The 18440-nt window shown below is 60.6% G+C and carries 14 protein-coding genes and 3 tRNA genes; 12 read left to right on the top strand and 5 right to left on the bottom strand.

The features are described 5' to 3' along the window. Positions 1 to 21: 21 nt before the first annotated feature. From GYM67_RS06880 to galE, 3 genes are all read right to left on the bottom strand, one after another. Positions 22 to 97: transfer RNA gene (locus GYM67_RS06880), tRNA-Phe, on the bottom strand. Between the two features lie 47 nt (positions 98 to 144). Then, a tRNA-Asp gene (locus GYM67_RS06875) sits at positions 145 to 218 on the bottom strand. 72 nt (positions 219 to 290) lie between these two features. Next, on the bottom strand, positions 291 to 1301 hold the full coding sequence (gene galE / locus GYM67_RS06870; protein ID WP_220237449.1) for a UDP-glucose 4-epimerase GalE: 1011 nt from the start codon (positions 1299 to 1301) through the stop codon (positions 291 to 293). Positions 1302 to 1449: 148 nt separating this feature from the next. Between galE and trmB the strand changes: the two genes are divergently transcribed. From trmB to GYM67_RS06850, 4 genes are all read left to right on the top strand, one after another. After that, positions 1450 to 2262, top strand: a complete 813-nt coding sequence (trmB, locus tag GYM67_RS06865; RefSeq protein ID WP_220236200.1) for a tRNA (guanosine(46)-N7)-methyltransferase TrmB — start codon at positions 1450 to 1452, stop codon at positions 2260 to 2262. Between the two features lie 66 nt (positions 2263 to 2328). Then, entirely contained in the window at positions 2329 to 4350 is a 2022-nt protein-coding gene (locus GYM67_RS06860) for an elongation factor G (RefSeq protein ID WP_220236199.1), read from the top strand. Positions 4351 to 4460: 110 nt separating this feature from the next. Then, positions 4461 to 4847 (top strand): VOC family protein, encoded by a 387-nt coding sequence (locus GYM67_RS06855; protein ID WP_220236198.1) that lies wholly within the window; start codon positions 4461 to 4463, stop codon positions 4845 to 4847. A gap of 66 nt (positions 4848 to 4913) precedes the next feature. After that, positions 4914 to 6437, top strand: a complete 1524-nt coding sequence (locus GYM67_RS06850; RefSeq protein ID WP_472841092.1) for a xylulokinase — start codon at positions 4914 to 4916, stop codon at positions 6435 to 6437. 307 nt (positions 6438 to 6744) lie between these two features. Here GYM67_RS06850 and GYM67_RS06845 read toward each other — a convergent pair. Together GYM67_RS06845 and GYM67_RS06840 are read right to left on the bottom strand one after the other, a co-directional pair. Continuing rightward, a tRNA-Glu gene (locus GYM67_RS06845) sits at positions 6745 to 6816 on the bottom strand. A gap of 60 nt (positions 6817 to 6876) precedes the next feature. Next, positions 6877 to 7770, bottom strand: a complete 894-nt coding sequence (locus tag GYM67_RS06840) for a glycosyltransferase family 2 protein (RefSeq protein ID WP_220236196.1) — start codon at positions 7768 to 7770, stop codon at positions 6877 to 6879. Between the two features lie 90 nt (positions 7771 to 7860). Between GYM67_RS06840 and GYM67_RS06835 the strand changes: the two genes are divergently transcribed. The 8 genes from GYM67_RS06835 to ftsH all read left to right on the top strand — a co-directional run bounded on the left by GYM67_RS06835 (position 7861) and on the right by ftsH (position 18417). Then, on the top strand, positions 7861 to 9300 hold the full coding sequence (locus GYM67_RS06835) for an AI-2E family transporter (RefSeq protein WP_220236195.1): 1440 nt from the start codon (positions 7861 to 7863) through the stop codon (positions 9298 to 9300). Next, positions 9300 to 10526 (top strand): glycosyltransferase family 2 protein, encoded by a 1227-nt coding sequence (locus tag GYM67_RS06830; protein WP_220236194.1) that lies wholly within the window; start codon positions 9300 to 9302, stop codon positions 10524 to 10526. Before GYM67_RS06835 ends, GYM67_RS06830 begins: the two co-directional genes overlap by 1 nt. A gap of 53 nt (positions 10527 to 10579) precedes the next feature. Beyond that, positions 10580 to 11425 (top strand): ABC transporter ATP-binding protein, encoded by an 846-nt coding sequence (locus GYM67_RS06825; protein WP_220236193.1) that lies wholly within the window; start codon positions 10580 to 10582, stop codon positions 11423 to 11425. After that, positions 11422 to 13053, top strand: a complete 1632-nt coding sequence (locus tag GYM67_RS06820; protein WP_220236192.1) for a hypothetical protein — start codon at positions 11422 to 11424, stop codon at positions 13051 to 13053. The genes GYM67_RS06825 and GYM67_RS06820 overlap by 4 nt, the downstream gene beginning before the upstream one ends. Positions 13054 to 13139: 86 nt before the next feature. After that, complete coding sequence (gene dacB / locus GYM67_RS06815; protein WP_220236191.1) at positions 13140 to 14588, top strand: D-alanyl-D-alanine carboxypeptidase/D-alanyl-D-alanine endopeptidase; 1449 nt, start codon at positions 13140 to 13142, stop codon at positions 14586 to 14588. Positions 14589 to 14607: 19 nt separating this feature from the next. Next, positions 14608 to 15717, top strand: a complete 1110-nt coding sequence (tilS, locus tag GYM67_RS06810) for a tRNA lysidine(34) synthetase TilS (protein WP_220236190.1) — start codon at positions 14608 to 14610, stop codon at positions 15715 to 15717. After that, positions 15704 to 16306 carry a hypoxanthine phosphoribosyltransferase gene (hpt, locus tag GYM67_RS06805; RefSeq protein ID WP_110425672.1) on the top strand — a complete coding sequence of 201 codons (603 nt, stop codon included), beginning with the start codon at positions 15704 to 15706 and terminating at the stop codon, positions 16304 to 16306. The genes tilS and hpt overlap by 14 nt, the downstream gene beginning before the upstream one ends. Then, on the top strand, positions 16303 to 18417 hold the full coding sequence (gene ftsH, locus GYM67_RS06800; protein WP_220236189.1) for an ATP-dependent zinc metalloprotease FtsH: 2115 nt from the start codon (positions 16303 to 16305) through the stop codon (positions 18415 to 18417). Before hpt ends, ftsH begins: the two co-directional genes overlap by 4 nt. The last annotated feature ends 23 nt before the right edge of the window (positions 18418 to 18440 follow it).

Here is an 18440-nt window from a genome sequence, read left to right as displayed (position 1 = left end):
GAATCCCAGGGACTTAATGGCTGGTGGCTCCGAGCGGGATCGAACCGTTGACCTAGCGATTTTCAGTCGCTCGCTCTACCAACTGAGCTACAGAGCCATGAACAGTCGAAAAGACCCGGACAAACCGGGCCAGACCATTCCCAGCGACTCCGGCCGGACTTGAACCGGTGACCTCCGCCGTGACAGGGCGGCGCTCTAACCAACTGAGCTACGGAGCCGAGGCTGCTCGAACAGCCAAAAGGAAAGTTTACATGAGCGCCGGAGGAATGCAAGCCCCGGCGCGTCGCTGTCTAGTCCTGTTGTTGCCAGCTATCGGTGTCGATGTGGTGCGCAGGGTTGGCCTGCCAAGCCTGCCAGGCTGATTCGACGATCTCCTCGACGCCGTACCTGGCATGCCAGCCCATTTCGGTGTTGATCCGGGTGGGGTCGCCGATCAGGTGCGGCGGGTCGCCGGCGCGACGGGGCTTGATGGCCTCAGTGAAGGGCAGACCCGTCACTTTCTTGACTTCGTCCACGATCTGGCGAACGGATGTGCCCTGGCCAGTGCCCACGTTAAAGGCATCGTAGCGGCGCTGGTCGCGATCCAGGTAGTCCAGGGCGGCTATGTGGGCATCCGCCAGATCGGAGACGTGGATGTAGTCGCGCACGCAGGTACCGTCGGGGGTGGGGTAGTCGTCGCCGAAAATGGCGGGTGCCTTGCCCTGCCGCAGCCTGTCGAAGAGCATGGGGATCAGGTTCAGGACAGCCGGGTCTTCCAGACTGACTGGTCCGCAGCCCGCCACGTTGAAGTAGCGAAGGGCGCAGAAGCGGATGCCGTAAGGCTCTTCGCAGGCCCGAGCCATCCACTCGCCGACCAGCTTGGTCTGGCCATAGGGGTTGATGGGGACCATGGGCTGCACGTCTTCGGGGACCACGTCGACCGGAGGCTCGCCATAGGTTGCGGCCGAGCTGGAGAAGACCAGCTTCTTGGCGTCGGTCTTGGCCATGGCGGACAGGACGTTGATCATGCCGTTCAGGTTCTGCTGGTAGTACCAGATGGGCTTCTCCACTGATTCGCCCACCTGCTTGCGGGCGGCGAAGTGGATGACCGAGTCAACCTTGTTTTCCTTGATGATTTCAGCCAGACGCCGGTCGGCTCCCGGTGCGGCCACGTCGGCGCCGTAGAGACGGGCATCGCCGATCCGGCTGGGCTTGCCATAGCTGAGGTCATCGACCACGACGACCTCCTTGCCGGCCTCCTGCAGGGCGTGGACCACATGGGCGCCGATGTATCCGCAGCCACCTGTAACCAAAACTGACATCTGCATGCCTTTCCTGTCGAAACCGGACATAAGAGTTTGTTCGGTTTTGCAATCTTTTGTTGTTTTTTGTTCTAGATTGAGTATATCACGGGCACATGTAACTGTTGTGCCCGCTTGTATCCGCTTTCTAGGATATATATGAGCTGTGATGAGTGCAGAAAGACAGAGCAAAGCCCCTATGAGGTCCATTGTCTCCTATGTGAGGCGGTCCGAGAAGCTGAACGACCGGCTGGCGAGGGCTTGGGCTCAGTATTCCTCCAGATACCTGCTTGATTTGGGCCAGGCTGAGGGTTCGTTGACGGTTGCAGAGGATCTGCGTTGTGACGCAGCAATGCTCAGGTCGGTCTGGGGACGGGATGCGCCGCTGATCGTCGAGATCGGATCCGGCCAGGGGGAGAACATCGTGGCCAGCGCCCAGGAGCACCCCGATCGGAATTACCTGGCCCTGGAGGTCTATCAGCCGGGGTTGGCCCATACCATGCTGATGGCTGGTAAATTCGACCTGGATAATCTGCGTCTTGCCCAGGTCAACGCACCGGACCTTCTGGCCCGGATGGATCCTGGGCTGATCAAGGAAGTCTGGACCTTCTTTCCCGACCCCTGGCCCAAAATGAAGCACCACAAGCGTCGTCTGGTCCAGCCGGCTCTGGCTGGCGATCTGGCGAAGTGCTTGGTGCCAGGCGGCATCTGGCGAATCGCAACCGACATCGAGGATTACGCCCTGCACGTGCATGAGGTGATGGATGGCAATCCAAAATTCAGAAACCTGGGCACTCTGCGAGTCAGTCTGCCCACCCAGCATGTCGGCAAGGGGACGGCTGATCAGGCCGAATCCCTGCCTCATGCCATGTTCATGGAGTCGGGGCGGTTCGACGGCAGAATCATAACCAACTTCGAGCGCAAGGGGATCCAGGCCGGCCGGGTCATTCACGACATGACTTATCAGGTTTCGGCAGGCTGACTATAGAGTCGCGCACAAATAGGATATGTGTCTGGTCCTTGGAGGTATGAAGCGAGGGAGGCCCCGATGGTCAAGAGGATAGTGGCGGGAATGCTGGCACATGTCGATGCCGGCAAGACCACGCTCTCGGAGGCCATGCTCTATCGGGGAGGGGGAATTCGCCGTCTGGGCAGGGTGGACCATGGCGATGCCTATCTGGACACCTACGAATTGGAGCGGCAGCGGGGCATCACCATCTTCTCCAAACCAGCCCGGCTGGCCTATCGCGATGTTGATCTGACCCTCATCGATACACCCGGCCATGTGGATTTCTCAGCCGAGATGGAGCGGGTTCTGTCAGTCTTGGATTATGCCCTTCTGGTCGTCGATGCAACTGCTGGGTTGGAAGGGTATGTCGATACGCTCTGGCGGCTTCTGGCACGCTATGGGGTACCCACCTTCATTTTCGTCAACAAGTTGGATGCCCCTGGATCTGATGCCACACGCATCCTTGAAAGCTGCAAGCAGCGCTGGTCCCCGGGCTGCTTCGATTTGAGCAGTGGACTCGAGCATGGCGATATGGAGGATGTGGCCCTGCTCGACGAGGATGTTATGGATGAGTACCTCAAGACCGAGGGCATATCGGATGAGAGCCTGGCACGGCTGGTCGCCGACCGCCGTCTCTTCCCCTGTTTCCTAGGGTCTGCCCTGCGCCTGGACGGGGTCGACGCCCTCCTGGAGGGGCTGGAACGGTACACCCTTTCCCCTGTGTACGGCAAAAAGTTCGGCGCAAGAGTGTTTAAGGTATCGCATGATGACAAGGGTGCCAGGTTGACCTGGCTGAAGGTGACTGGTGGCGATCTGCCGGTCAAATCTTCTTTGGCCACCGAACTCAGCCATGGAGATGAAGGCTGCAAACAATCGGGTCCTATTGAGGAGACGTATGGGGCAGCCGCCGACCTGAGGAAGAACGGGCACGTTGAGACCCTGGAGACGGTTGATCAGCTTCGTGTCTATTCGGGAGCTTCCTATACGTTGACGGACTGCGCCCAGGCCGGAAGGATAGTGGCGGCGACAGGTCTTGACCTGACACGTCCGGGTCAGGGGCTTGGGTTCGAGCAGAAGGACCTGACTCCTGTGCTGGAGCCGGTGCTGTCCTATGCAGTGGAGGCTGAGGGGGCGGACCCGCACCACTTGCTGAGCGCCTTGCGCATTCTGGAGGATGAAGATCCCCTCCTGCATGTGGCTTGGCAGGAACGGCTCCAGGAGATCCACCTGCGTATCATGGGCCAGGTTCAGTTGGAGGTGATTCAGGGGGAGCTGGATCGACGGTTCGGCATGCAGGTCTCCTTCAGCCAGGGCGGGATCTTATACAGGGAGACCATCGCGGCACCAATTGAAGGGGTTGGGCATTTTGAGCCCCTCCGACATTATGCCGAAGTGCACCTGCTCATGGAGCCCACGGAGCCGGGCAGCGGTCTCAGTTTTGCGTCGACCTGCAGCCTGGACCGCCTCGACGGGAACTGGCAGCGGCTCATCATGACCCATCTGGCCGAGAAGGAGCATCTGGGGGTTCTGACGGGATCGCCCATCACTGATATGCGCATCACCCTGCTGGACGGCCGCGGGCATATCAAGCACACCGAAGGCGGGGACTTCCGCCAGGCCACCTACCGGGCCGTCCGACAGGGGCTGATGAAAGCCAGCAATATCCTGCTGGAGCCCTGGTACCATTTCAGGCTCGCCCTTCCACAGGAGAATCTGGGCAGGGCCATGTCGGACATCTACCGGATGAAGGGCAGCTTCTCGGGTCCGCAGACAGACGGGGATATTGTCGAACTGGAGGGGGATGCTCCGGTATCACAGATGCGTGATTATGCCATCGAAGTCAGCACCTACACTCATGGACGTGGACATTTGGCCTGTTTCTTCAACGGGTATCGTACCTGCCGGGACCAGGATGCCGTTGTGGATTCCATCGGGTACGATCCCGAGTCCGACCTGGAGAACACCGCTGATTCGGTCTTCTGCGCCCACGGAGCAGGATACCCGGTCAAATGGAACAAGGTGGAGGACTTCATGCATTTGCCCGGCGGCCAGTACAGCTGAAACACAGCTTTGAGATTTGCGCTTGACCATCCCCGGCATCGAGCGGTAGGGGAAAGATCATTCTGGGCGATCTGCCATTGTTGGTTGATGATCCACATAGAATTACGGACATGATTGATCATCTGACGCTGAAGGTTCGGGACATCCAGGCCTCCATCGATTTCTATAGCAAAGCCCTGGCTCCGTTGGGGTACGTGGCCAAGGCCCACCATGAGCCCACCATTGGATTCGGTGCAGAGGATGATGGGGCCCACTCGGACTTTTATCTGACGCCGCGCGGGGACAAGACTGGCTCGCCGGTGACCCACATAGCCTTCAGGGCCGCTGATGCTGCAACTGTGGATGCCTTCTACAGGGAGGCGCTCGCTGCCGGTGGCCGCGACAATGGTGCTCCAGGGCTGCGGGATTATCATGCCAAGTACTATTCGGCCTTCGTCTTGGATCCGGACGGGAACAATGTCGAAGCAGTGGTGGACTGGTCAGGGGTCCAGGGGTGACTGCGTCAGTCCACATACGAGATCATGTCGGCATCTGGGCGGCTGGGAAAGCCTAGGATGACCGGTATGACCTATACAGCCGCATTTGACGTGGGGACCACGCAGGTCAAGGCCGTTCTTGTGGATGACCAGGGTTCCGCCAGGGTGTGCGCGTCCAGCGGCCTTCTGCCGATTGACGCGGGTGACGGGCGTATCGAACAGAATCCTGAGGATTGGCTGCAGGTCTTTATCGAGGTGTCACGTGACCTTTTGGCCAGAGCCGGTCGGAGCATCGAGCACTTCAAGAGCGACCAGATAACCGGTATCATCATGAGCGGGCAGATGCAGGACCTGATTGCTCTGGATGCGCAGGGACAACCCGTCGGGCCAGCAATCCTATACGCGGACGGCAGAGCCGAGGAAGAGTCTGCCGAGCTGGCTGAAGCTTACGGGGCTGAGTCCTTCCGCGCTCGAGTGGGGAACCCGTGCGATGGGTCCCTGCCTGTAGCCAAGCTGATATGGATGTCCAGACATCAGCCAGACCGGTATACGCAGGTTCGCCATGTGCTCATCGATGTCAAGGATTATCTGATTTGGTGGTTGACCGGTGTCTACTGCGGCGATGTGACGGCCTGTTCGACGGCAGGTGCCATGGATCTGCGCTCGCGGACGTGGAGAAGGGACATCCTGGATGCATCGGGCGTGGATGCCGCAATCTTCCCGGAGCTCTATTGGCCATGGGAGAGCGTTGGCGCCAGTAGGCCGGGCGCATCCGCTGCCACGGGGTTTGCTCCGGGAACCACAGTCTATGCGGGAATGGGGGATGCTGGGGCATCCACCTTGGTCGGCGGGGTATTCCATCCTGGTCAGTTCAATATCAACCTGGGCACATCCGGGTGGATCGCCACAGTGACAGACCGGGCTGTAGCTGACCGCCCTGGAATGGTCAATCTGGCCTATCTGAACACTGACAGCATCATCAATACGGTGCCTTTCCTCAATGCCGGCAATGTGCATGCTTGGGCTGCCGGGGTCTTTGCAGGGGGCAGCCCGACCGAGGCCGACGACGACCACTATCGGCGCATGGGGCACTTGCTGGAATCCAGTCCAGCAGGAGCGCGCGGTGTGATTTGCCTGCCCTATCTGGTGGGGGAGCGCTTCCCGATGATGAATCCTTCGATTCGTGGAGCTTATGTCGGCATTTCTTCCGAGACTGCGGCAAGCGACCTTGCCCGAGCGGCGCTGGAGGGCGTGTCCTATTCGATTCGCCAGGGGCTTGACCTGCTGGGCACGCCTATCGAACGTGTCACCCTGATTGGTGGCGGCACCCATGAGCCCCTGTGGTGCCGGATGCTGGCGGATATCCTTGACGCGCCCATTCGGGTGCTTGATAATGCCCACCTCATGCCAGCAGCGGCCTTGGCTGAGCTGGTCTCTGTCGGCAAACAGACAGGCTCGTCTTCCCGGCCCGATCTGCAGGCCTTGGAAAAGATGGTGGAAGCGAACCTTGTTGGACGGGTCTATGCACCCGATGACGCAAACCGCCATGTGTATGATGACGGTTACAACCGGTTCCGACGGTTATATCCGGTTTTGGATTCCCTCCGGTAAGCGCCCATCAGTTGCAGTCATCGCTCATGGCTGGCCAGGACGATTCGGGCTGGCCTAATGATGGCAACAGGTTTGGTTGCTTATGCATGCTCGTAGACTGCACCACGCAAAGCTGCAGAAATTCAAACAAGCAAGTCGTCGTTTTGATAGGGAATTTCTGTCGGAGCCGATTATTTATAAGCGTGTACTATGAGTACGCGCTATCTTAGCCTGATATGACCAGAAACAGCCCGATTCTGTTTTTGCGCTGAATCTTGTCCGAATCTGCTGAGCGGCGGTATCCGGCATTTTTCAACCCTGTGACTTGTACCCCCGGAGAGAGTCGAACTCTCGCTGTCAGATTGAAAGTCTGGTGTCCTAACCGTTAGACGACGGGGGCGAACATGCCCATGATACCCGCACCCTATGGACCAGGCAAGCCTGGTGTGCCGTCCGCTGGTCAGTGGTCCTCCTGGTCCAACTCCTGGTCGCGCCGGTGGAAGAGCTCCATCTGTTCGCGGATCCAGACACGTTCCGCAGGGTTGATGTCGGCGGATTCCAGGTACTTCTGGTAGACGGGGTAGAAGGCTCGCAGGATCGGGTAGATGGCGTAGAGGGTGTGCTCGGGCTTCTGCTCCCGGGTGTGCTGAGGGTGGGCGTCGAAGGTGTTTTTGAAGCGCTGCATGTAGTGGCGGAAGGATGTGAAAGAGGTGTCCATCCGGCGGGCGCTGATGCCCACATTCATGTCCTTGCAATAGACCGTCTTGAACCCCTGGTCGATCAAATGCAAAGAGATATCGACATCTTCGTGCATGATGTCCTCCTTGTCCCTGCAGACCTGGTTGCGTATGGCCCGCCAGGCCGTGGCGCGCAGGGCCATATTGGAACCGTATAGCAGGTATTGCCCGTCGTCCGCCCGGTAGATGGCCCGGCGAATGGTGTTGTCGCCCTTGAGCCCGATCCGCTTGCCCGGCATGTCGTAATAAGCCACTGGCCCGGTGGCGCCCATGGCCTTGGGGTCCCGGGTGAAGATGCCTGAGACCACTTCGACCCAGTTGGGACGAAGCATGCAGTCGGCATCAATCCGGCCCAACACGTCGCCGGTGGCCCGGTCAAGTCCGTAATTGCGGGTGGGGATCAACCCCTGCTCGCTGTCCTGGCGGAGGAGCTTGACATGCTGGTCAGGGTGCTGATCGATGAATTTTTCGACGATGGAGGCCGTTGCGTCCGTGGAGCGGTTGTCGACTACCAGCACCTCCTTGGGTGCCTGGCTCTGCCTGGTGGCGTTCAGGAGGCAGTCTTCAATGCGTTCTTCCTCATTCCAGGCGGGTATGACTATGGAAACGGTCAACATACCTCTCAGGATACGTGTGCCCGGATACACCGTCGGCTCAACCTGCGTCCCATAGCCTGCCATGTCAGCCATCTTGGGATAATGGAACATATGGCCAACGAGCAAAAGCAGCGCTTCGATTTCGCGACGGTCTTCCCGCCCAAGGGGGATCCGCGCCGACCTCCGGAATGGTTCGGCCGCGCCCTTCTCTACGTGGTCATAGCCGTCTTCCTGGCCTGGTTCGCATACTCCTCCTGGTGGAAGATCGAATTCCTGGTGCTGGATGTGGTGATCGCCATCTTCGTTTCCCTGGCCATGGAGCCCCTGGTGCTCAGGCTGGTCAGGCATGGCTGGCGGCGGGGAGCGGCCTCGGCGGTCACCCTGATAGGCCTGATCATTATTGTGATCGTCCTCCTGGGCATGTTCGGCAATCTGCTGGTCCAGCAGGTCATCGGCATGGCCAACAGCTTGCCGGCCCTCTATGAGCAGGTGGCGGAATTCATCGCCAGCCGCACCCCCTGGCACCTGCCGGCCATGCAGGATCTGGGCGGGGAGATCGTCAAGAACATTCAGACATCCTGGGTGACCGACTTCGCTGGGCAGGCCTTGACCACCACCGTGGGGCTGGCGGGGTCCTTCATCAATATCATGACCGTTCTGCTGGTCATCTACTACATCTCCGCTGCAGGCCCCAAGCTGCGCCGCAGCCTCTGCCAGTGGCTGGCCCCCAGGAGCCAGCGCCGCTTCCTCTTCGTCTGGACTATCGCCCAGGACCAAATCTCCAGCTTCCTGTTCAGCAGGACCATCCTGGCGCTTATCTCTGCAGCCTGCATGTCGGTCTTCCTGGTCATCCTCAAAGTGCCCTATTGGCTGCCGTTGGCCCTCTTCTGCGGGCTGGTGTCCCAGTTCGTGCCCACTATCGGCACCTACATAGGCGGGGCCGTTCCCATTGTGGTGGCCTGGGGGAGCCGCGGACTGCTGGTGGCTGTTATTGTGCTGGTCTACATCATCATCTACCAGCAGATCGAAAACATGATCCTGGCCCCCAAGATCTCACAGCGGACCATGGACCTCAACCCGGCCATCGCCTTCCTGTCCGTACTGGCACTGGGCGCGGTCTTCGGCGCCCTTGGCGCTTTCCTGGCTCTGCCTCTGGCGGCCAGCTTCCAGGCCATCTTCTCGGCTTCGGTCAAGCATTACGAGCTGATTGACTCCCCGCTCATGCAGGATCCCAAGCCTGTCGGCAAGTCCAAGGTGGTTGAGGGCGTCGAGGCCTTCAACGAGCACGTGGTCCAGCCGGTGGCCAGCCACGTGGGCAGCCGGTCCGCCAAGGGGACCAGTGCCAGGGTTCGAGTGGACGACCCTGTCATGACCATTGCCAGCCAGCTCTACCCGACATCCTCACCGACGGCCAAGGACCTGGACGAGTCAGCCACGGTGCCCATACCCAAGTCCGCCTCGGCCCCAGTAAGGCACAGGCCGCTCAGGGGTACCGAGACCGGGGACGATGCCCCCGAGGGGGAGGACAACCCCCGCAAGGAGTGGCGCTGATGGCTCTGCTCAAAGTATTGGACGTACTGATGGTGCTGCTGGGCGGGGTGGGCATCGTCTACCAGGCCATCTGCATCGTCATCTCTTTCGTCTCCAAGCCGGTGGTCTTTCCCGATGCTCCCTTCGACAAGCGGTTCGCCGTCCTTATTTCCGCTCGCAACGAGGAGCAGGTGGTTGGTCATCTGATCAACTCCATCAAGGAGCAGACCTATCCATTCTCCATGGTCGACATATGGCTGGTAGCTGACAACTGCACTGACAACACCGCTGGGCTGGCCAGATCCCTGGGCTGCCATGTGGTCGAGCGGCAGGACCCGGCCCGGGTGGGCAAGGGCTACGCCCTGACCTTCCTGCTGGAGCAGATACTCGATCGGGGTCTTGATTCCCGCTATGATGCCTATTTCGTCTTCGATGCGGACAACATCCTGGACTGCCATTACATAGAAGAGATGAACAAAGCCTTCCAGTCCGGCTTCCGCATACTGACCAGCTACCGAAACTCGGTCAACTTCTCGGACAACTGGGTCTCCTCAGGCTCGGCCCTGTGGTTCATACGCGAATCGCGCTTCCTCAACACCTCAAGGATGGTCATCGGCTCCAGTTGCCATGTTGGCGGCACCGGGTTCATGTTCTCCAGGGAGGTTATGGAGCGCAATAACGGCTGGAAGTTCCACCTGCTGACCGAGGACCTGGAGTTCACCATGGATTCGGTTCTGCACGGCGAGCGCATCGGCTATTGCGGAACCGCTATCCTCTATGACGAGCAGCCGGTCACCTTCAAGCAGAGCTGGCGGCAGCGGCTGCGCTGGAGCAAGGGCTTCCTTCAGGTCTTCCGCTACTACGGGCCTGCCTTGATCTCCCGGGCCTTTCGTGAACGCGACTTCTCTGCCGTGGATCTGACCATCCTGATCTGTCCTCTGACGGTCTTGGGCCTGGTCCGATGCTTCTTCGGCCTGCTCTTCCCGGCTCTGGGCTTCGTGACCTGGACCAGTCAGGTGACCAGCCTGATCGATGGCATAGCGGCTGGGATTCTGGGCGTCCTGGCCATGATGGGCCTGGCTGCCCTGACCGTGCTGGCCGAGCGGGACAAGATCGGCGCATCCAACAAGGAGCTTTTTGCTTACTGCCTGAGCTTCCCCATCTTCATGCTCAGCTACGTGCCTATCTCCTTCCAGGCCATTTTTGCCAATCCGGGATGGAAGCCCATCGAGCATTCAGGGCATTAAGGACAGTAGTCCATTAATCGACAGCGAAATGGGGATAGGCTAGACTTAAGGCCATGTCCGACGAAGCGCAAGCAACTAGCATGATCGCCCAGACGGCAGTGGTCCCTCCGCCAGATCCGCAGGCAGCGGTTTCTATCCGCGCCTTGGTCAAATGCTATCGGGGTCGGCCTGCTGTCAACGCCCTCTCTCTGGACATTCCCAAGGGGTCCTTTTACGGGATAGTCGGCCCCAATGGTGCAGGGAAGACCACAACGCTGAACATGATGACCGGACTTCTGGTGCCCGACTCCGGCAATGTGATGATCCTGGGCAGGGACGTATGGTCGGACGTGGACACGGCCAAGCGCATCATCGGCGTCATGCCCCAGAGCGATCAGATCTTCGACAGGCTGACGGGTCTGCAACTGCTGGTTTACTCGGGCATGCTTCGACGGATGCCGCGCGGTGAGGCGCTGGGCCGGTCCAGGGACCTGCTTGACGCCTTCGATCTGACTGATGCTGGCGGCAAGCGGGTCTGTGATTATTCGTCGGGCATGCTCAAGAAGATCTGCCTGGCAACAGCCATGATTCATTCCCCTAGGCTTCTGGTGCTGGATGAGCCCTTCGAATCAGTTGACCCGGTCTCTAGCGCCAATCTCAAAGACATCCTTGCCGAGTATGTCGATACCGGAGGAACAGTGGTCATTTCCTCGCATGTCATGGCCCTGGTGGAGCGGATGTGCACCCATGTGGCCATCATCAACCATGGTCTGGTTCGGGCAGACGGCACGGTGGGCCAGGTCGCTGCCGGCGAGGATCTGGAGGATCGCTTCCTGGAGCTTGTCGGCGGCCGTCACCAGGCTAAAAGAATCGCCTGGCTGAACGGCTCCGGGTCCGAGGAGGGCCAGAAGACGGAATGAACGCGGCATTCACCATCATCGCCATGCGCTGGTCCATTACCTGGGGAACCATCAAGCACTCCTCCTGGCAGATGGTAGGCGCCATCATCAGCCTGCTCATGATCATAGGCATCTGCCTGGCCTCGTGGCAGGCTGCGCTGTCGTTGGGAGGCTGGATGCTCAGTGCCGGTCTGGACGACCAGCGGCGTATGGGAACCGTATTGGTCTTGTTCCTGGTCGGGCTGACTCTGGGTGTAATCCTGATTCAACTGGCTTTTCTGGGCCAGGGGTCGATCCTGAGCCCTTCGCGATTCGTTCTTTACGGGATTCCTGACGTCCAGCTGCAGGTGGGGCTCTACCTGGCCGGGCTGACCGGGCCTGCGGGATTGACTGGTATTATCTGCTTCCTGGCTCTGACGGCCATCTATGTCCGCATGGGTGTCGGAGCCGCGATCGTGGCTTTGATCGCAGCCCTGCTGGCTGTCATGGTGATGCTGGCCTTGGCCCGGGCCGTTTTGGACCTGGTCGGTACCCTGATAGCCTCCCGGCGCACCCGATCCGGGCTCTATCTGCTGGTCACCATGATAAGCATGCTTTTGTGCACGCTGCCCTCTCTGCTGGGCAGCGGGATAATGGATGGCACGGCGGTCGACATTGATTCCCTGAAGTCCGTGGCCGACATACTGGCCTGGACGCCACTAGGCGCCGCTGTCCGCCTGCCGGAGGATTTCCTCTCGGGATCATGGTGGGCTCTGGTCGGACGTCTGTGCATGGAGCTGGCCACCCTGGCTCTCTGCTTCATGATCGGCATGCTGTGCCTGCGTCATGACCGTTTGCATGCTGGGGCGAGTGCCGAACGGTCGGCTGCCCCCAGGGGGCTGGGGATGCTGGGCCGGTCCCGGGACGTTGTGGATGCCATGGCCGCGCGATTGCTGATCTATCTTCGTCAGGACCCCCGCAAGCTTGTTAGCTATCCGATTCTGCTGGTTGTGGTGATTCTGTACGCGGTGATCTTCCGCCAGATGCCCATGATGCTATGGTTGGGACCGGCTTTGGGCGCCCTGGTGCTGGAGATTCCCGAGGGCAACGCCTTGGCCTACGATGGGCTCGCCCTGCACATGGAGATAGCGGCGGGAGTGAAGGGTCACGAGGACCGGTTGTCCCGTGTCCGCAGCCATTTGAGCGTGGCTATGCCCTGCATGCTCCTGCTTGGGCTGGTGACTTTGGTATTGTCCGGGGCGATGAAGGGCGGCCGAGATCTGATCATCTCCCTGGATCTGTTTGTTGCGACCTTAGGATTACTCCTGTCAGGGTTGGGAGTTGCCCAGGTCTTCTCGGCCCTGCTGATTTATCCGGTACCCGCTATGGACCGGCCCTTTACCTCACCGCAGGGACGTGCTGTCGCCCAAGGCTTCCTGCCGATGCTTCAGTTGCTGGCTAGCCTGGTGATCATGCTGCCCACCTTCTTGGTGGCATTGCCGGTCATGACCAGGGGCGGGATTCTTCCGCTCTGGCTGCCCGTGCCGGTCGCACTGGCGAACGGTCTGATTGTGCTTGCCATAGGGGTCGCTTTAGGGTCCCGGATCTTCGATCGCCGACAGTCGGCCATTCTGCTGACTCTGGATCGATATGCCGCTCTGCAGTCCTGAGACAGCGACAGGACCAGTACTAGGCTAGTTGGATGATGCCGACCGAGCCGAACTCGGTTGGCGAACACAAGTCCGGGAGTGAGCAATTGGGTGACAGACATCAGCTGCGCATAACACGCCGTCGTCGGATCAAGCGACGCTGGCGGGTGGTCCTGGCCATGCTTGTGGCTGTCGTGCTCGTCGTCGGCTATGCATCCATGGACTTGGCCGACCTGGTACCCGGACCGCTGACCTTGGCCAAGACCAGTCATTCTTCGGTTTCTCCTGCGGTCATGATGGGCGAACCGCCCCTGGTCGCAGACAAGCCTGGGTCCGCAGTGGATGCCGGCCAGGTCCAGCAATTAGTCAACACTTTCGCCGGCACACCGGGTCTGGGCACTGCATACTCGTTGGTCGTGCGACAGGCTGATGGACGGGTGCTTGCCCAGAAGAACGCCGATCAGGCGCGTCAGCCGGCCTCCACCATGAAGACCTTGACTGCAGCTGCAGCCGCCTCCGTTCTGGATATGTCCTCCCAACTGGACACTGAGGCGGTTCTGAATCCCTCTGCCTCTTCGCAGGCGACGCTGACCCTGCGCGGTCACGGCGATATGCTTCTGGGGATCGGCAAGGACGATCCCCTGCACGTCAATGGCCGAGCCGGCCTGGGGACCCTGGCCGAGAAGACGGCTCAGGCTCTGCACCAGCAGGGGATTGGCCGGGTGACCCTGGCCTACCAGGACACGCTCTTCGGCGACGATCGGGCGCCGAAGGGGATCGAAGCGAACAATGCTGATGGAATCTACTTCCAGGAGCCCGTCGCTATGGCCGTGGATGAGGCCAGGCAGGGACGGACTGAGCCTGTCTCCCATCCGGACGCGGGCGGGGTCTATCTGCCCAGGGTCCAAAACCCGGCGGGTGCTGCCGCAGCAGTTTTTGCCAGTCGCCTGATGGAGTCCGGGATCCAGGTGGACAATGCTCAGGGGCCAGATCGGACCGACCATGCCCAAGGCAAGGTTCTGGCCAGTATCCGCTCGGCACGGCTCAGCGAAATCATGTCGCTGATGCTGCGCAACTCCGACAACAGTTTGGCCGAGCTTTTCGGCCGTCTGACCGCCTTGTCCCTGGACATGCCCAACAGCCCGGCCGGAGCTGTGAAAGCCGTGACCAGCACGCTGAACAAGCTGGGCGTAGATACCGCAGGCCTCAACATGGCCGACTGCTCGGGGCTGACCCCTGGCTCCAGTCTAAAGGTGGGTACCTTGGCGGACGTTCAGCAGCTGGCCCTGTCCGAGAAGGGGCTGACCCCTCTGGTCAAGGGTCTGTCAGTGGTGGGGCTGACCGGCACGGCAGCCAGGCGCAAAATAGACAATCAGGCTGACGGGCTGATCCGGGTCAAGACCGGCACCCTGGACCATGTGACTTCATTGGCGGGCAATGTGATTCGACGCTCAGGCGGTGTTTTGGTCTTTGCCGTGGTCGTCAACGATCCCGAGGATGTGGCTGCTGCCCGGCATGCTGTGGACACCCTGGTCGGATCCCTGGATCGGCTCTGAGCGGGAAGCAGCCAGGACCATGGTCTATTCGGCAGAGATGAAAAAAGCGGTGGGGCTCCTGCGTTCAACCCTGGACCGGGAGGGCCTGGGCCTGCAGGATAGGCGGTTCGCCCATCACGGGGTGCACAGGCCCGATCCGGATGCCCCACTGATTCTGGTGGCCTGCTCGGGAGGCCGAGATTCCTTAGCCCTGGCCTATGTGGCCCACCTGGTGGCTGATATGACCGGGCTGCGGTGCGGCGCCCTGCTGATCGATCATGGTCTGGTGCCTGATTCGGATCGGATCGCCGAACGCGCGGCTGGAACCTGCCGGGAGCTGGGATTGGATCCGGTCCGCGTCACCAGAGTGGATGTGCCTGTTACTACGGCTGGTCTTGAGGCTGACGCCCGTGCAGCCCGCTACCGGGCCCTCTCTGGGCAGGCCCTCAAGTTTGGCGCCAGGGCCGTCCTTCTGGCGCACACCCGTGACGATCAGGCCGAAACGGTGCTGATTGGCCTGATTCGCTCCCAGGGGTTGGAGGCCATCACCGGCATGGCCCGGCGTGTAGAGCGTGGAGGAATGCGCTACTTGCGCCCATTCCTGGACCTGGACCGAAAGGACACTACGGCCATTTGCCGCCAGAAAGGGATTCACTGGTGGGACGACCCCACCAACGGTGATGATCAGCCGGACGGCTCCACGCTTCCCGAGACGCTGCCGCTGCGCTCGCGGATCCGCCATGACCTGCTGCCAGCCTTGAATCGCTTCGCTGGCCGGGACATGGTTCGCCGTCTGGCACTGGGCGCGGATATGGCCCGTCTTGATCAGGATTACTTGGACACCCAGGTGGATGGGCTGTGCCAGCGGCTAGTCGCCCGCCCTGACTTGGACCAGAGAGCCAAGGGGGTGCTGGCCTGCTTGGATGCCCACGGATTGGCCGACTGTCACCCGGCTCTGCGCACCCGCCTGCTGGCCCAGGTGCTGACCAAGCTGCGCATACGGTTCACGGCCGTGCAGGTCCGGGCCCTGGATGATCTGGTCTGCCGATGGCACGGCCAGCAGGGCCCTCGCTTTCCCAGCTCCCATACAGCAATCCGTAAGGGTCAAGTCATTCTCATATGCAATGATGGAGACCATGCGCATCGCTGATATTCAATCCCATATCGACCATGAACTGGTGTCCAAGGAACGGATAGAGGAGCTGATCAACCGGACGGCCGAGCAGATCAGCCGGGATTACCAGGGTAAGAACCCGATCATGCTGGCCGTGCTCAAGGGGGCTTTCAATACGCTTGCCGCCCTCTCACAGGCCGTCACCATACCGGTGCAGATCGAGTTCATGAGCATTTCCAGCTATCCGGCCGGCAAGACCAGCGTTTCCAAGGGGGACCTGGACATCAGGATGGATCTGGATTGCGATGTGCGCGGACGGCATATTCTGATCGTTGAGGATATTATCGATTCCGGCTACACCTTGCACTGGCTGGTTGAGCATCTCAAGGAGCGAGGAGCTGCATCGGTGGAGATCTTCACCCTGCTGGACAAGACCTCGCGGCACGAGGTCGAGGTGGATGTCAAGTATCCAGGATTCGCCATACCCGACGAATTCGTTGTGGGCTTCGGACTGGATTACGACGAGCAGTACCGTAATCTTGACTCGATAGCCGTACTCAGGTCCGAGGAATACATGGACCCGACCCAGGAACAGGATCATCAGGATCAGGGGGAGCAGTCATGAGCTACTCGCAGGGACCGCAGCAGGGTCCGCCCAATAGAGGCAGGGATAACGGGGACAAGGGCAACAACCCCTTCAACTTCAACTTGGGCAACAACGGATCCGGCCCCAACGGGGGCAACCGTTCCTTCTGGCGTTCCCCCTGGCTCTGGGGGATTTTGGCCGTGGTCATCATCCTGGCCATCTTCGGCTTCTTCAGCAGCCAGAACGGCGCCCAGACCATCGACACCCAGGATGGCCTAGAGCTGCTGAACGACCGCAGCAGCATGGTCAAGAAGGCCGAGATCACCGAGAAGATGCAGGTCGTCGAGCTCAAGCTCAACAGCGACTTCGTCAAGGATGTACCCGGCTTCCGCGGCAACCGCAGCTCCAAGAACTTCGGCAAGGACGTGCAGTTCTACTATGTGGAGGCCCAGGGGGAGCAGGTGGTCAAAGCCGTCGAGAAGGCCAAGCCCGCCGAGGGGTACAACTCAGTGGTGCCGCAGACCAGCATGATGAGCTACCTGATCTCTTCCATCCTGCCCATGCTGATCATTCTGGGGGTCTTCTGGTTCCTGCTCTCACGCATGTCCTCGGCGGCAGGCGGCGGCATGTTCGGCATGGGCGGCAAGAAGAACTCCGCCCGGCTCAACGACGGGCAGACCCCTAAGACCAAGTTCTCGGATGTGGCCGGCGAGGAGGCCGCTGTCCAGGAGGTGGAGGAGATCAAGGAGTTCCTCAAGGATCCCTCCAAGTACAAGGCCCTGGGTGCCCGCATACCCCGTGGCGTCCTGCTCTATGGTCCCCCTGGAACCGGCAAGACCCTGCTGGCCAGGGCCATCGCCGGCGAGGCCAGCGTACCCTTCTACTCCATGGCAGGCTCCGACTTCGTCGAGATGTTCGTCGGTCTGGGCGCCTCCCGAGTGCGTGACCTGTTCGACGAGGCCAAGAAGAATGCGCCGGCCATCATCTTCATCGATGAGATCGATGCAGTGGGCGGCAAGCGCGGCTCCGGCATGAGCGGCGGTCACGATGAGCGTGAGCAGACTCTGAATCAGCTGCTGGTCGAGATGGACGGCTTCGACAACGATACGAACCTGATCATCATTGCAGCCACCAACCGTCCAGACATCCTGGATCCGGCCTTGCTCAGGCCCGGCCGGTTCGATCGTCAGGTGGCCGTGGAGGCCCCAGACCTGGAAGGCCGCGAGGCCATCCTCAAGGTCCACGCCAAGGGCAAGCCCTTTGTGCCGGATGTGGACCTGCACACTGTGGCCGTGCGCACGCCCGGCTTCACCGGCGCCGACCTGGCCAACGTGCTCAATGAGGCGGCTCTGCTGACTGCGCGTTCCAACGCCCAGCTGATTGACAACCGGGCCATCGACGAGGCCATTGACCGTGTGCTGAGCGGACCTCGGCGGCGGACCAAGGGCATGGCCCTGGCCGAAATGCGCAACACCGCCTATCACGAGGGCGGCCACGCTATGGTTGCTGCGGCCCTGCACCACACCGATCCGGTCACCAAGGTGACCATTCTGCCGCGTGGACGGGCCTTGGGCTACACTGCGGTCATGCCTACCACAGACCGCTACTCGCAGTCCCGCAACGAACTGCTGGACCAGATGGCCTACGCTATGGGCGGTCGCGTGGCAGAGGAGGTGGTCTTCCACGACCCGACCACAGGCGCTTCCAACGACATCGAAAAGGCCACCAGCATCGCCCGGCAGATGGTCCTGCAGTATGGGTTCTCATCCAAGTTGGGAGCCATCAAGTGGGCTGACGAGAATGACCAGGATTCCGGGCTTGATGCCCTGAAGCCCCACAACTATTCGGAGAAAACCGCAGAGGCCATCGATCAGGAAGTTCACAATCTCATCGAGACGGCCCACCAAGAGGCCTGGCAGATCATCACCGAGAACCGTGACGTGCTGGACGAGCTCGTTCGACAGCTGCTGGTCAAAGAGACCCTGAACAAGGACGAACTGGCTGCGGTCTTCGCTGGCTTGCGCAAGGCTCCGGAGCGTCAGCTCTGGCTGTCTGCGCCGGATCGGCCGGACTCTGAGCAGCCACCCGTGGAGATTCCTGAGGAGCTCAGGCGCAGCGTGAATGGTCCGTCCGCAACGGACCAGCACTGAATTCTGGATCGGCTCGGTGTCCT

The sequence above is a fragment of the Bifidobacterium asteroides genome (assembly GCF_019469425.1).
Classification (GTDB): Bacteria; Actinomycetota; Actinomycetes; order Actinomycetales; family Bifidobacteriaceae; genus Bombiscardovia; species Bombiscardovia asteroides_I.
This window is presented reverse-complemented; position numbering and strand designations above follow the sequence as displayed.

Bases quoted from the DNA above. Each gene is read 5' to 3' on its own strand.
- galE (WP_220237449.1), bottom strand. From the start codon at position 1,301: ATGTCAGTTTTGGTTACAGGTGGCTGCGGATACATCGGCGCCCATGTG.
- trmB (WP_220236200.1), top strand. From the start codon at position 1,450: ATGAGTGCAGAAAGACAGAGCAAAGCCCCTATGAGGTCCATTGTCTCC.
- GYM67_RS06860 (WP_220236199.1), top strand. From the start codon at position 2,329: ATGGTCAAGAGGATAGTGGCGGGAATGCTGGCACATGTCGATGCCGGC.
- GYM67_RS06855 (WP_220236198.1), top strand. From the start codon at position 4,461: ATGATTGATCATCTGACGCTGAAGGTTCGGGACATCCAGGCCTCCATC.
- GYM67_RS06850 (WP_472841092.1), top strand. From the start codon at position 4,914: ATGACCTATACAGCCGCATTTGACGTGGGGACCACGCAGGTCAAGGCC.
- GYM67_RS06840 (WP_220236196.1), bottom strand. From the start codon at position 7,770: ATGTTGACCGTTTCCATAGTCATACCCGCCTGGAATGAGGAAGAACGC.
- GYM67_RS06835 (WP_220236195.1), top strand. From the start codon at position 7,861: ATGGCCAACGAGCAAAAGCAGCGCTTCGATTTCGCGACGGTCTTCCCG.
- GYM67_RS06830 (WP_220236194.1), top strand. From the start codon at position 9,300: ATGGCTCTGCTCAAAGTATTGGACGTACTGATGGTGCTGCTGGGCGGG.
- GYM67_RS06825 (WP_220236193.1), top strand. From the start codon at position 10,580: ATGTCCGACGAAGCGCAAGCAACTAGCATGATCGCCCAGACGGCAGTG.
- GYM67_RS06820 (WP_220236192.1), top strand. From the start codon at position 11,422: ATGAACGCGGCATTCACCATCATCGCCATGCGCTGGTCCATTACCTGG.
- tilS (WP_220236190.1), top strand. From the start codon at position 14,608: ATGGTCTATTCGGCAGAGATGAAAAAAGCGGTGGGGCTCCTGCGTTCA.
- hpt (WP_110425672.1), top strand. From the start codon at position 15,704: ATGCGCATCGCTGATATTCAATCCCATATCGACCATGAACTGGTGTCC.
- ftsH (WP_220236189.1), top strand. From the start codon at position 16,303: ATGAGCTACTCGCAGGGACCGCAGCAGGGTCCGCCCAATAGAGGCAGG.